The organism is Mammaliicoccus sciuri, from assembly GCF_002901825.1.
In the GTDB taxonomy this organism is placed as follows: domain Bacteria; phylum Bacillota; class Bacilli; order Staphylococcales; family Staphylococcaceae; genus Mammaliicoccus; species Mammaliicoccus sciuri.
On record NZ_PPQD01000018.1, the window covers coordinates 111,382 to 125,241 of the forward strand.

16 protein-coding genes are annotated in these 13,860 nt (G+C 31.9%); 5 read left to right on the plus strand and 11 right to left on the minus strand.

Annotated elements, in window-relative coordinates:
- Positions 1-546: 546 nt before the first annotated feature.
- The 6 genes from ltaS to CD035_RS05040 form a co-directional block, all read right to left on the minus strand.
- Positions 547-2,487 carry a polyglycerol-phosphate lipoteichoic acid synthase LtaS gene (ltaS, locus tag CD035_RS05015; RefSeq protein ID WP_048539950.1) on the minus strand — a complete coding sequence of 647 codons (1,941 nt, stop codon included), beginning with the start codon at positions 2,485-2,487 and terminating at the stop codon, positions 547-549.
- A 200-nt stretch (positions 2,488-2,687) separates the two neighbouring features.
- Positions 2,688-3,692: a 5-oxoprolinase subunit C family protein gene (locus CD035_RS05020; RefSeq protein WP_048539951.1), complete on the minus strand. Its 1,005-nt coding sequence runs from the start codon at positions 3,690-3,692 to the stop codon at positions 2,688-2,690.
- Positions 3,683-4,384 carry a carboxyltransferase domain-containing protein gene (locus tag CD035_RS05025; protein WP_048539952.1) on the minus strand — a complete coding sequence of 234 codons (702 nt, stop codon included), beginning with the start codon at positions 4,382-4,384 and terminating at the stop codon, positions 3,683-3,685. Before CD035_RS05025 ends, CD035_RS05020 begins: the two co-directional genes overlap by 10 nt.
- Before the next feature lie 40 nt (positions 4,385-4,424).
- Positions 4,425-4,637, minus strand: coding sequence for a hypothetical protein (locus CD035_RS05030; protein WP_048539953.1), 213 nt, complete (start codon positions 4,635-4,637; stop codon positions 4,425-4,427).
- Positions 4,638-4,698: 61 nt separating this feature from the next.
- The gene (locus tag CD035_RS05035; protein ID WP_048539954.1) at positions 4,699-6,447 is read right to left on the minus strand and encodes a chorismate-binding protein; all 1,749 of its coding nucleotides are present in this window, start codon (positions 6,445-6,447) and stop codon (positions 4,699-4,701) included.
- The gene (locus CD035_RS05040) at positions 6,425-7,027 is read right to left on the minus strand and encodes an anthranilate synthase component II (RefSeq protein WP_048539955.1); all 603 of its coding nucleotides are present in this window, start codon (positions 7,025-7,027) and stop codon (positions 6,425-6,427) included. Before CD035_RS05040 ends, CD035_RS05035 begins: the two co-directional genes overlap by 23 nt.
- Positions 7,028-7,235: 208 nt before the next feature.
- On the opposite strand from CD035_RS05040, the gene queC reads away from it, so the two are divergent.
- From queC to queE, 3 genes are read left to right on the plus strand one after another with little or no spacing between them, the layout of a single operon-like run.
- Positions 7,236-7,904, plus strand: a complete 669-nt coding sequence (gene queC, locus CD035_RS05045; protein WP_048539956.1) for a 7-cyano-7-deazaguanine synthase QueC — start codon at positions 7,236-7,238, stop codon at positions 7,902-7,904.
- Positions 7,904-8,335 (plus strand): 6-carboxytetrahydropterin synthase QueD, encoded by a 432-nt coding sequence (gene queD / locus CD035_RS05050; RefSeq protein ID WP_048539957.1) that lies wholly within the window; start codon positions 7,904-7,906, stop codon positions 8,333-8,335. The genes queC and queD overlap by 1 nt, the downstream gene beginning before the upstream one ends.
- Entirely contained in the window at positions 8,328-9,038 is a 711-nt protein-coding gene (queE, locus tag CD035_RS05055) for a 7-carboxy-7-deazaguanine synthase QueE (protein WP_048539958.1), read from the plus strand. Before queD ends, queE begins: the two co-directional genes overlap by 8 nt.
- A 102-nt stretch (positions 9,039-9,140) precedes the next feature.
- Here the strand turns inward: queE and CD035_RS05060 are convergent, their stop codons facing one another.
- Positions 9,141-9,809 carry a DUF1129 family protein gene (locus tag CD035_RS05060; RefSeq protein WP_048539959.1) on the minus strand — a complete coding sequence of 223 codons (669 nt, stop codon included), beginning with the start codon at positions 9,807-9,809 and terminating at the stop codon, positions 9,141-9,143.
- On the minus strand, positions 9,802-10,140 hold the full coding sequence (locus CD035_RS05065) for a PadR family transcriptional regulator (protein WP_025904753.1): 339 nt from the start codon (positions 10,138-10,140) through the stop codon (positions 9,802-9,804). The genes CD035_RS05060 and CD035_RS05065 overlap by 8 nt, the downstream gene beginning before the upstream one ends.
- 185 nt (positions 10,141-10,325) lie before the next feature.
- Between CD035_RS05065 and CD035_RS05070 the strand changes: the two genes are divergently transcribed.
- Both CD035_RS05070 and CD035_RS05075 read left to right on the plus strand, forming a co-directional pair.
- On the plus strand, positions 10,326-10,967 hold the full coding sequence (locus CD035_RS05070) for a hypothetical protein (RefSeq protein WP_037589261.1): 642 nt from the start codon (positions 10,326-10,328) through the stop codon (positions 10,965-10,967).
- A 51-nt stretch (positions 10,968-11,018) separates the two neighbouring features.
- Positions 11,019-11,267: a GlsB/YeaQ/YmgE family stress response membrane protein gene (locus CD035_RS05075; protein WP_025904751.1), complete on the plus strand. Its 249-nt coding sequence runs from the start codon at positions 11,019-11,021 to the stop codon at positions 11,265-11,267.
- A gap of 57 nt (positions 11,268-11,324) precedes the next feature.
- On the opposite strand, the gene CD035_RS05080 is transcribed toward CD035_RS05075, so the two are convergent.
- The 3 genes from CD035_RS05080 to CD035_RS05090 all read right to left on the minus strand — a co-directional run bounded on the left by CD035_RS05080 (position 11,325) and on the right by CD035_RS05090 (position 13,696).
- Positions 11,325-12,047, minus strand: a complete 723-nt coding sequence (locus tag CD035_RS05080; RefSeq protein WP_048539960.1) for a YwiC-like family protein — start codon at positions 12,045-12,047, stop codon at positions 11,325-11,327.
- Between the two features lie 85 nt (positions 12,048-12,132).
- On the minus strand, positions 12,133-12,960 hold the full coding sequence (locus CD035_RS05085; RefSeq protein ID WP_048539961.1) for an aldo/keto reductase: 828 nt from the start codon (positions 12,958-12,960) through the stop codon (positions 12,133-12,135).
- Between the two features lie 13 nt (positions 12,961-12,973).
- On the minus strand, positions 12,974-13,696 hold the full coding sequence (locus tag CD035_RS05090; RefSeq protein ID WP_048539962.1) for a pseudouridine synthase: 723 nt from the start codon (positions 13,694-13,696) through the stop codon (positions 12,974-12,976).
- Between the last annotated feature and the right edge of the window lie 164 nt (positions 13,697-13,860).

Here is a 13,860-nt window from a genome sequence, read left to right on the forward strand (position 1 = left end):
GGCTTTAGTTAGGCGTTAAGCCATGACTTGAGTGATCTCTTGGCTTTAGTTAGGCGTTAAGCCATGACTTAGTCTATCTCTTGGCTTTATTAGGAAGTTAAGCTATGACTTGAGTGATCTCTTGGCTTTAGTTAGGCGTTAAGCCATGACTTAGTCTATCTCTTGGCTTTATTAGGAAGTTAAGCTATGACTTGGATGTTTTTTAAATAATCAAACGTGTTCATTTCTATATAATCATTTTATATTTTTGAAAAAGATGTGAGTTTACTCCTATTTTAACTCACATCTTAACCGATCTCGTGAGTTTATTACCTCTTTAACTCACATCTTTACCAATCTTGTGAGTTTACTACAACTTTAACCCATATTACTCACTAAAAAGTATATTTTCAGACTCTCACATCTCCTAAATCATGCTTCTCCACCCTACATCACCCACATCACCTTCTATCTCATACATCCCCAGTCACCAACTCACATCTCCCATTTCCAACATAAAAAAGTACCACAAAATCTCATGATTTTGTGGTACTTATCTACTCATAATTATTTTTCTTGATAACCGTTACCGGATTTGTATTCATAGTTTGATGGCTTAACTTTCTTGAAGTCAGGGTTATCATAGAACCTGAATAAGTCTCCGTGTAATAACTGGTCTGATAATTCGAGTTCTTTTTCGACGTTATTTTTATTTTCTTCTAAATCTTTAGGTTTCGTCTTCATAGGTTTATTAGTCTTATTGTCGTACACAGTGCTACCGATTGATTTATATTCTGGCGTTATAAAGTCACCATTTCTAAATGCAACTGTTTGATCGTGTCCTTTAGCTAATAAGTCTGTACCAAACATAATGTAGTTGTTTGACTTAATACCTAATACGTCTAATAGTGTAGGCATTACATCTGTTTGGCCACCGTATGTTTCATCGACGCCACCTTTAAGACCTGGTACTTTCATAAAGAATGGCGTTCTGTTTAAGTCCATGAATTTAGCTGGAGTGATTTCATCTTCACCAAGTAAATTAGCCATTGCTTTATTATGGTTCTCAGAAATACCATAGTGGTCTCCGTATATGATGATTACTGAATCATCATATAAACCTTCTTTTTTAAGTTCTGTCATGAATTTTTCTAATGATTCATCTAAATAACGAGCTGTTTGAATATAACCATCTAATGTTGCACTTCCTGTGTCTGGTTTCTCGATCGTTGCATCTTCTTTACTCAATGTGAATGGGTAATGGTTAGTCAACGTAATTAAATGAGAATAGAATGGTTGTTTTTGTTCTTTTAGATGTGCAATAGATTCATCAAAGAATACTTCATCTTTTAACCCTAAGTTTTCAAGGTTTTTTTGTTGCATATCATAATAAGTTGCATCATAGAACTTATCTACACCAAAATGCTTGTACACTTGATCTCTGTTCCAGAATGTTTTGTAATCACCATGCATGACTGATGTTTCATAGCCACCTTGTTGATTTAAAATTGCTGGTAGTGATTGATAAGTGTTGTCACCTTTTAATGAGAATGCTGAACCTTGTGGTAAACCGAAAATACTATTATCCATCGTTAACTCTGAATCGGCTGTTTTACCTTGTCCCGTTTGATGGAAGAAGTTTGGATAGTATTTGTAACCTTTATCACCTTTAGCTAAAGAGTTTAAATAAGGTGTTACTTCTTCACCATTAACTTTGAAGTTAATTAAGAATGATTGGAAACTTTCTAAGTGAATTTTAATAACGTTCTTGTCTTTAGCGATACCAAATGTTTCTTTGTTAGGTTCTTGATATTTCTGCTTTGTATAATTTTTAACTTGTGTTAAATCATCTTCACTTGCCAATGCTTTTTGCGAATTATTTTGAATCGTTTTAACCCCATCATAAACCGTAAAGTTATAAGGTCCTAAATATTTAACTAAATATTTATGGTCAAATGTACGTGTTAATAATTCTGGTCTATCTGATTCAGCAAATGCTAAGTTTAGGAAAAATAGTGCTACTGCTACACCCATAACAACTGGGACAAATTTCTTTGGAAATGCTTTTACTGATAAATTATTTCTCTTAAAGATCAACACAAATAAGAATATGATCGTATCTGTGAAATATATAAAATCGTACCAAGAGAATGAACTATATACCGCACCAGACATTGATTCTACGTTGCTTACTTGATTCAAAGTACTAAATGTTAAGAAATCTGAAAAGAATCTAAAGTACACGACGTTCGCATATAGTAAGAACGATAGTACAAATCCAGCGATAAAAATAAACCAGAACGACTTTCTTCCCTTAAAGAATAAGAATACGCTCAATATTAGCGCAATCAAGCTGTATGGGTTCATTAATAAAATTAAATTCTGTACGAGTCCCTTTACCCCGAGTGACAAATCTACATAATAGGCAAAATAAGTCTTTAACGCTATTGCTAAAATCGTTAGCAAGAAGAATGTAAAGACGCCTATCTTCCTATTTTTAGTTTTCATACCGTTCCTCCGTATCTCAACTCATATCAATTTTCATTATTATTTCATTACATATTATTGAAGGTTGTAATATTCTTGTAATATTTAATGTACAGTATTATAATTTATACTATTTTACAATAAATTTCAACTAAAAACCTAAAATACAAATAAGAAATGTGTAAAAAGTGCACACAATAGACACAATTCACACATGGAAATTACTTGTTTAATTCTTCATTTAATTTATATCTGATGCCGGTTTTAATTTGCTTAACAAATTGAGCATGTTTTCTCATATTGCGTTCCGCTTCTTGTATTGTTATTTTCTTAAAGATGAGTTTTGAACCTTGCTTTTTTTGTGCTAATTTATCGATATGATAAGAAGCAATTGTTCCAATTTGAGGATAACTGGATAATGATTGATGATCATTCAACATCACGACCGGTTGATTCCCTTCATTTAATAGAACAGTACCTTTTTTAACACTTAAAAATGACTGATCGACGATTCTACGATTAATAACGGAGTTTCCTTCTAATGTTAATCCTGTTCGATTAAAGCGATTAGATACTTTATAAACTTGGCTCTCAAGATGCTTAATCTCTGCTTCATTAAAGTGTGTCATACCTTCTCCCGATATAACATGGAATATATCTGTTAAATAATTTAAGGCTAACGTATATTGGTCTACGCCCCATGAAGCTGTTTTGCATTCTTCTAGATTTTCAAATAGCTTTTTTTGTAAAGGGGTGTAGTTACGACACATTTCGATTTCGTCGCCTGCTTGTAAAGTACGACCGTGGTAGCCACCCATTTCTAAGCGGATACTCGTAGATTTTGAACCTAACCATTCTTCAGCAACAATACCACCTGCAATTGCTAAATAACCTCTCGTACCTTTTGAAGCTTCGCCAAATTTTAATACTTCACCTTTGTCCATCAAATGAATTTTATATGGTGCTATTTTCTTACCATCTACAAATGCTGGGAAGTTAGCCCCTGTAAATGCGATTAAAGTTGGTTCTGTAAATTGAATAGATGGCAACTTAATCGTCATTTCGATTATAGCTTCGCCTTCTTCATTACCTACAAGCATATTAGCGAGTCTATGGTTTAATTGATCGATTGAGCCATTTTTAACAATACCAATATGTTGCTGTTTTTGCCTTCCTAAATCTTGAATCGAAGAGTATAGTCCAGCTTCTCGAATAATTAATGACATGGCTTATACCCTCCATTCTTGCTTTGTAGTTGATCTACAATATTTAAGATGACATCATCACCAAAATTAAGCTTACAAACATTATTTTGTCTATCGTATATTTCAATATTCGTCCAACCAATGACTGGCCATTCACCACTTGTATCAGTTGTCGTAATAAATAATTTATCTCTTTCAATACACAATGATCCTTTAGGGATAAATTGTTTGAACTGTGCATTACCTGAATGCAATCGATGACTTAATCCAGATAAATAAGGACATCCTGGTGTATGACCTATCATTGAAACAAAATAAGTTCTAGATTCCAGCACTTGACTTTGTTCTTCTTCTGACAAGTCAGTTAAAGTATCGAAATCTGGACCATATTCGCCACCCACAATAACATCTATCATAATCGATTCCTTTGTAACTTCTCTATCATTAATGTCTTGTTTTTTCTGATAAATAATACGTTCTACAAATTCAGTCATATATTTAAATGGCTCATTAATATTGTGATTCATCATCATGCTATATGGATGATACACAACCATCAAACTATTTTCGCTTGGTATAACCTCATCTATAAAAGGCATATCTTGATTTAATATTTCTAATCTAAATTCATTAATTTCATGCGTTAGCTGTCTCGAAGGTTCACGATCGCTCATTACAGTTAATGCAGAATCGCCCTTAGGATATATGCGCATTTAAGACACCTCATTCTATTCTGCTATATATAAAGCATCATTATTTACGATAAAATACATCTGTTAAATCAATAAATACATGTGTTAATTGATTTACAAATAAGCCTACAAAAACAATTGTAACGGCAAATCCAATATATAAATACGCAAAACTTTGCTTATTTTTCTCTTTTCTCAATTCACCTAAAACGATGCGCTTTAAGTAAAATGCAATAACAATCACTATTACTAAATATAATAATGTTAAGAACATCTATTTTCACCCGTCCTTATATGATGTTTACTATTTTACTATTTGTATCTTTATATTACCATCATAATTTCAAATCTATTTTAGTCCATTCTCGCAAACTGTTAATCATGAAGATTTCACAATTTGAACTTTCGATATCATTGATTAATTTTTCCACAGTAATATTTTTTTCTTCAATGAGCTTATCCTTTAATAATGCTTGCCTCATACAACCGTTTAAAAATTGTCCATGATATGGAGGTGTGACATATGCATCACCTTTTTTAATAACAACATTACCAATATCAAATTCTGTTAATTCATTCTCTTCATTATAATACAATATGACATCTGTATCATGATTATGTTGAAAATGCTGACGTTCAGTTGTTTTGTGTATGGTATAAATAGAAGAAACTGGTGTACTTGGTAACAACTGAGCTGTTAAAGATTGAGATGAGTCAACTATTGGTGATGTTTCAGCATCAAATGTACCATCCGAATTTAATTCTACTCTTAATTTATATGTGCCATCTACATAATGATTAACCATGTCATTAAGCATAATATCCCACTTATCTTTATTGAATTGAATATTTAAAGCTTCAGCACTTGTAGAAATTCTGTGCGTATGTTCGTGACGTCTTTGGACTATTCCATTTTCTAATCTCATCGTTTCAATAAGATTTACATGTCTGCTTTCTAATATTTTAGATTTCATTTTGAATTCCTCAATTTCAGCTTCAGCATTTGAATCTATTGTGATACCAGCTCCAACACCATAAACTGCTCTTTCTGAATTTGAATGTATCGTTCTGATTGGAACATTAAAAATCATTCTGTTATCAGGTAACAACAAACCTATCGCTCCACAATATATACCTCTTGGTCTATTCTCTAATCGTTTGATAATGGCCATCGTTGATTCTTTTGGTGCACCCGTTATCGAGCCACATGGGAACAGCGCTTGAATTAGATTAAATAATGAATGCTGTGCTTTCAATTGACTTCTAATCGTGCTGGTCATTTGATATACCGTTTGATAAGGTTCGATTTTAAATAAATCAATGGCATTAACCGTACCAACTTCAGAAATTTTACTTAAATCATTTCTAAGTAAATCTACAATCATGACATTTTCTGCTCTATCTTTTTTAGAATGCTTAAGTTGTTCATAATTTGTTTGATCTTCTGCTTTATGATTTCCTCTTGAAATTGTACCTTTCATTGGTTTCGTTAATATTGTGTTTGGCCTTTGTTGATAAGGACCATATTGAAAGAAAAGTTCTGGTGAAATCGACATAATAGTTTCATCTTCAAGTTCAATATATGCTTGATAATCTCCATTAGCATCCTCTGTGAGTGATTGGTAATATGCATATCCATGACGAATCGGTTCTGATTCAAGTTGTGTCGTATAATTAACTTGATACGTATTTCCTAGTCTAATTTCATCTTGAATAGCATGTATATTGTTTGCTAAACGTTCATCTGAATCTGTTCTTCGCCATTCAATATGTTCATTTATATATGTATGATACGTTTTATTATTAAAGTGTGAGACGGGTTGTTCGAATACTTGAATACTCCCATAATGATGAGACGCTTTATAAACATTTAACGCTGAATCAAAAGCAGCTGCGCTTTCATATGGTAAAGTCATAACAACATAGTACCCTTCCTTTTGATAGCGCTCTGCTTCATGCACAAGGTCTGATACTTCTTCAATCGTTCTTGCATATTTAATAACAACGGGATTCTCAAATTTATAATCTAATTTCTCTTCTATTTGACTGTCTGTAATATACTTAAATTGTATATGTGTCTTCAATCTCTACACCTGCCTTTACTAAGAAATTCGCAATTTGTTCTAATCCATATTCACTTAATATAGCTTCCGGATGGTACTGTACCGCTTCAATTGGCAAATGTTGATGTCGTATAGCCATCGGGATACCTTCTTCTAACCATGCCGAAACCTTAAACCCTTCAGGTATATGGTGTTTATCAGCTATTAAAGAATGATATCTCGTCACTTCAAATGATTCAGGCAATCCTTCAAAAATACCTTTCCCATCGTGTTTAATCGTAGCTGTATGTCCATGTACCGGACGCGGACCTTTTACGACTTTGCCACCAAAAGTAGATATTAATAATTGGAAACCAAGACATACACCTAAGATCGGGACATCTGTATAAATAGATTGAAGAAACGCCTTTAATTGTACATAATCATCAGGATGACCAGGGCCAGGTGAAATGATCATCGCATCTGGATTGATTGCACGTACAACATCATAAGTAACCTCTTCAGATTTCAAAATTTTTATTTGTTCATTTTTCGTCAGTATATTAATATACTCGATAATGTTATATGTAAATGAATCATGGTTATCTATCATTATAATCATATGTTTATTCGCACTTCTTTCGTTAATTTCATGTCAATCATACCATATACTAAACTTGCTTTTACAATTTGATTATATTATGATTTGATTTGTATATTCAATAAACTAAGAGGTTACTAGCTTACACCCTCTATAAAAAACTAGACACCTACGTCTACCTTTTTATAGAAGGCAGGCTTTTTTTATGCCTTTATAAAGGAGAAACACTATGTCAGAAACATTTAAAAATGAAAAAGCAGTTGTTGTGTTCAGTGGCGGACAAGATAGTACAACATGCTTATTCTATGCGAAAAAACATTTTAAAGAAGTAGAATTAGTTACCTTTCAATATGGCCAACGCCATGATTTAGAAATTAAAGTTGCTGAAGACATTGCGAAAGAACAAGGATTAAAGCATCATATTCTAGATATGTCACTACTTTCACAACTATCTCCTAACGCACTAACAGACCATTCAATGCAAATTGAAAATGACGAAAATGGTATACCTAATACATTTGTGCCAGCACGTAATTTGCTATTCTTATCATTTGCCGGTGCATTAGCATATCAAATTGGTGCTAAACATATTATTACAGGTGTTTGCGAAACAGACTTTAGTGGGTATCCAGATTGTAGAGATAGCTTTATTAAATCTATGAACTTGTCACTTAACTTATCAATGGATAAAGATTTCGTCATTCATACACCGCTTATGTGGTTGAATAAAAAAGAAACTTGGGCACTAAGTGATCAATTAGGTGCATTAGACTATGTTAGAGAAAGAACATTAACGTGTTATAACGGTGTAATGAGTGATGGTTGCGGTGAATGTCCTGCTTGTAAATTAAGAAAACAAGGATTAGACCAATACCTAGAAACGAAAGGAAGTTTATAATGTTACAACAAATCTATCCGAGCGTTCAACACCCTTATGCTTTCGAACTGAATAAAGACTTTAATTTTTCAAGTGCACATTATATTCCACACGAAGAAGCCGGTAAATGTATGAATGTACATGGACACACATATTTTGTTAATTTAACAATTGCTGGCGATGAATTAGATAAGATGGGATTTTTAGTGAACTTTAGCGAATTAAAATCATTAATTCATAAACGTTATGATCATCAACTTTTAAATGACTTTGAAGAGTTTAAAGATCATAGTCCTTCAACTGAACAAGTTGCTCAAACAATTTATAATATCGTTCAAGCATCTCTAGATAAGCGCGATAATCAACCTAAATGTGTCCAAGTATTTGTGAGAGAAACACCTACAAGTTATGTCGTTTACCGTCCAACTAAGAAAGGTGACAACAATGCCTAAAATACCAGTGTTAGAAATCTTCGGTCCAACGATTCAAGGTGAAGGTGCAGTCATTGGTCAAAAAACGATGTTTGTTAGAACAAGTGGTTGTGATTATAGATGTAGTTGGTGCGATTCAAGTTTCACATGGGATGGCTCTGCTAAAGATGATATTCGATTACTTGAACCAGAAGATATTATTTCTGAATTAGATCAACTCGCTCCAAATAAATATCAACACGTTACGATATCAGGTGGTAACCCTGCTCTGATTAAAAATATAGGCCCGTTCGTAGAAGCTCTTAAAGCACGCAATATAAAGACCGCACTTGAAACTCAAGGGTCTAAATTCCAAGAATGGATGACGCTAATCGATGACTTAACGATTAGTCCTAAGCCACCAAGTTCTGGTATGAAACCTAATTTAACAATTCTAGATGAAGTTATCGCACAATGTGTAGAAGAAAGTCTTTCACTTAAAGTTGTGATTTTCGACGAAGATGACTATCAATTTGCTAAAGATATACACAAACGATATCCTTCTATCCCGTTCTATTTACAAGTAGGTAATCCGTATCTAGACGATAGCGTTTCAAACCATACTGAGAAATTACTCGAAAAATATGAACAACTGATTGATAAAGTAATGAATGATACTTTAAATGATATTTTTGTTCTACCACAGCTACATACGCTGTTATGGAGTAATAAAAAAGGTGTTTAATATTTCCTAGGAAATATTAAACACAGTATAAAATAAGCACATCACTAACTTGAAAATGCTCGTTAAGTGATGTGCTTATTTATTTTGGTTTATTATTCTTATTTATACAGCTTTTGGCTGTCTTTTCATGACTTTATATATAGCATAAATTGCTATACCTAATATTAGAAAGATCCACCAAGGAATATAAACTTTCATCATATCTTTAAATACAAGGTTAGGTACTAATATTAGAATTGCTGGTATAACACCAACTAATAGTCCAGCATATGCTGATTCTTTTATCTTCTTATATTTAGATTTATCAAAGATATATCTTTGGATAATATTGAATAATGCTTTAACAATAAAGAATCCACCTATTGGTACGATAAGTAAAAGGAAAAGTGTAGATATAAGTGGTGTCTTATAATCAACAAATATACCTACTATACCTGTAATAACAAAATATACACTATAGAAGTAAGCTACACCCATTCCTACCATTTTTAAAATTGCTTTATTAGATTCATTCGGTAGTTCATTTAATATATCATCAGCATGACCTTTAACATCATGACCGAAAAATTCAATTGCAGTTGTGCCATTTGAAACAGCTTCTAATAAATGATCAAGGACATCCATTAATATGACTTCTGATTCATGTTCATTTACTCTTAAATCCGTTCTAACATATAATAAGAAATCTTCATAAACTTCTAAATCCACTTCATTTAACTGCTTTCTCTTCTCGTTGTTTTCTTTGACCAGTTGTTTAGTTGTTCTAGACATCTTCATTGCTCCCTTTTAACAATTTTGTAATAGGATCTTTAATTTCAAGCCATTCTTTTCGTACGATTTCTAATTCTTCGCGACCTTTATCTGTAATATAATAATATTTTCTTTTCGGCCCTTGTTCACTATGCTTAAACTCACTATAAATAAAATCCTTCTTTAATAATCTAAGTAAAATAGGATATATTGTTCCTTCACTTACATCGGTAAATTGATGTTCATTTAATTTGCGAGATAATTCATAACCGTATACTGGTTGAGATTGTATGATAGATAAAATACAAGCATCTAATAACCCTTTTCTCATCTGTGTCTTAATTGTCGACATCTTAATAACCTCTTCCAATTTTTACAGCTATTTTGTATTACAAGATAGCTTACTTTTATACTATTAGAGTTTAATTCATTTGTCAAAGCGTCTTTAAATTTTTTTACAAAACATATATTTAGTGATTATATGTTTAGAAATTGTTATAATTCTTAGATGAGACTATTTTAAGGCAGGAGACAGATATGGCATTCCTCGTTTCAATTAATATCATTCTGTGTATCGTCTTGATGTCATATAACTTTGTAGTAATGAATAAGAAATCGCGTATCAATCATTACGCAATTTCAATCACAATTGCTTTGAATGGTTTAATATCCTTTATAATCATCAAAGAAATCAACTTCATCACGATTGCAGTAACGACTATGTTACTTATATGGGCATTTTTACATACATGGATTCAAATTAAATACGTTCCAAACTACATTGAAAATCAATATTTCGTACTTTATATCATTACAATTGTATTTAGTATGTCTTTAAACATTGTTTACTTAGATAGTACACTTTCAATTTATCAATCAGTACCTTATTTAGGTGTCAGTTTATTTATATTTGGACAAATCATTGCTTATTTATCGTTATTCACAGAACCTATTGAATCAGACGGTAAAAGGCTCGCAAAAATCTACCAAAATGGTATATATCGATACTTTATTCACCCACGTTTAGTTGGTGAGATATTATCGATTGTAGCGTTAATATGTATGATTGTCCTTACGCCTCATTGGTTTCTATTAATACCAGTGTTCCTTTTTTATATTATGTTTATTTTATGGCAAAAGTTATTCAAAACTTCTTATTATGTTTCACATAGTGAATAACAGGGTACTTAAATATAGAAATAAGAAATATAATTAAGGAGGTACACTCAAATGGGCTTTATATTAATGTTAATCGTAGGTGGACTAATAGGTTGGCTAGCAGGTGTTATATTAGGTAAAGATATACCTGGCGGCATAGTAGGTAATATTATTGCCGGTTTAATTGGTTCAGCGATTGGTGGTTCTTTACTTGGAGATTTAGGTCCAGTATGGGGTGGCGTCGCAATCATACCAGCACTAATCGGTTCAATCATTTTAATTCTTGTATTATCATTTATTTTGAAATTGATCAAAAAATAATCAATCTTCAATTAATAGATAAAGTTAAAGCAACCATTTGCGGATGGTTGCTTTTATTTAATGTAGAAATATAGATCCTACTACTAATACAAATACTGAATTAGCTATTTCAATTAAGCCTACATGAATAATTTTTATTTTCTTACCATATAAAACGACTGATCGTATTAAACTCGGTATATACATCAACATAACTAGTGGATGTATAAAGAATCCTACAACAACTATACATAAGTGATAAATCCAAGATGACCATTTATATTTTACGGATTTTTTCTCTCTAATCATCGTCTTAACGTATAAAATTGTACCGAAGAAATATAAGAAACTTAATATAAAGACTCGTAACCAAGATTGTACATCTGTTATAGATACATTTAATAACGCACTGATCACACCAAATAAACAAAATATCAAAACAGCTATTAAATCATTAGTAAATGCTCTTTCATTTTTCTTTTTAGCAAAATAGGCATTAAATAATGATAAAGGTACCATCAGTAGAAAAATCCATATCGTAACAGGTTTATGTAATACGATTGGTATAAAAGATATGACGACAATCAAAGCAAATATGCCTGCCGTATAAATATAACCTATTATTTTCTTCCTTTTCTTTAAGTAGAAGAAGATTTGATCACTCATGAAATAAGATGCCAGTATACCTAAATACAATAATAAATGAAAGTATGTAAAACCAGTTGCTGCAATTCCGAATGCGATTGGTAGTACAATCATTGACCATACACCATGTTGATTTGGTTTTTTAAATTTAAACAAATAAAACACCTCCACAGTTTCATTTTACTAAAAGATGCATATGAAATACATCTTAATTCAAACAAATCTGTGAAGGTTCTATATTTTACTTCATATCTCCAATTTTAACTTCATCTGGATCTCTAAATTGTCGTTCATCTGTATTTAATTGGTCGATTTTGTCTAAATCTTCATCACTCAATTCAAAATCAAATACATCAAAATTCTCTCTGATTCTATTATCGTTTTGAGATTTTGGAATAACGAGTCTACCTTGTTGTAGATGCCATTTAATAATAACTTGTGCAACAGTCTTATTATACTGATCTGCTATACTTTGTAAATCTGCGTTTTTTAACCATTCGCCACCTCTCATTAGAGGACTCCATGCCATTAATTTAATACCTTTACTTTCACAATATGCTTGTAATACTTTTTGATTAAATAATGGATGAAATTCAACTTGGTTAACTGCAGGTACAATTTCAGTTTCAGCTAATAATTTATCTAAATGATGTTCTTTAAAATTACATACACCAATCGCTTTAATTTTACCTTCTTTATATAACGTTTCTAATGCTTTATACGTCTCAATAAACAATCCGTCTTCAGGACATGGCCAATGAATTAAATACATATCGATATACGTAAGTTGCAATGATTCTAATGAGTCATTAAACGCTTTAATAGTCGAATCATAACCTTGGAAGTCATTCCATAATTTAGTTGTAATAAATAAATCTTCTCGATTGATATTTAATGTTTTTAAAGCTGCGCCTAATGCTTTTTCATTTTTATAAAACCAAGCTGTGTCTATCGCTCGATATCCTGCATCAATTGCTGTATGGACAACTCTTTCAACATCTGCATCTTCAATTTTGTATACGCCTAAACCTAATTCTGGTATCTCTACATTATTATTTAATTTAACCATTTTATTATCCCCTTTATTTAGATGTCATACGGTCTCTTTTAGGTGTATAAGCGAGCGAACGTGTTAGTTCTTCAAATTCTTCTTTCGTTAAATCACGCCATTCACCATATTTAATACCATCTAGCTTAATGTTCATGATACGAATTCTTTTTAATTTTTTAACATTATATCCTAACGTTTCACACATACGTCTAATTTGACGATTCAAACCTTGTGTTAAAACAATCTTAAATGTTCTATCATTAATTTGTGATACTTTCGCTGGGAGCGTCTTTTGATTTAAAATTTCAACACCTTCAGACATTTGCTTTAAGAAGTCTTTCGTTAATGGCTTATCTACTAAAACGACATATTCTTTTTCATGATGATTTTCAGCACGTAATATTTCATTCACTATATCACCATCACTTGTCAGGAGTAATAATCCTTCTGAATCTTTATCTAATCTACCAATGTGAAAAATTCTTTCATGATGATCAACGTAGTCTACAACGTTACCTTTAACATGTCTTTCAGTAGTAGATGTGATACCACGTGGTTTATTAAGTGCTATATATACATAACCTTTATCAATTGTAATAACTTCACCATCAACCTTCACAACATCCGTACTTTCAACTTGAGACCCTAGTGTCGCATATTCGTCATTAATTTGAACGCGATTAGCACTTATCCATTTATCAGCACCTCTCCTCGAACATACACCAGCTTCACTTAGAAATTTATTTATTCTCATAAAAATGGTTCCTCTCTCAATCTATCTACTATATTCCCTATTTTACATGATGATCTTCATTAAAACAAAACAGTATGCGTCTATTTTGGACTTCTGACGACATTTGTATAGGCTGCCTTAGTTACACTTCAGCCTACTTTTGTTACTATGGGCTGCCTTAGTTA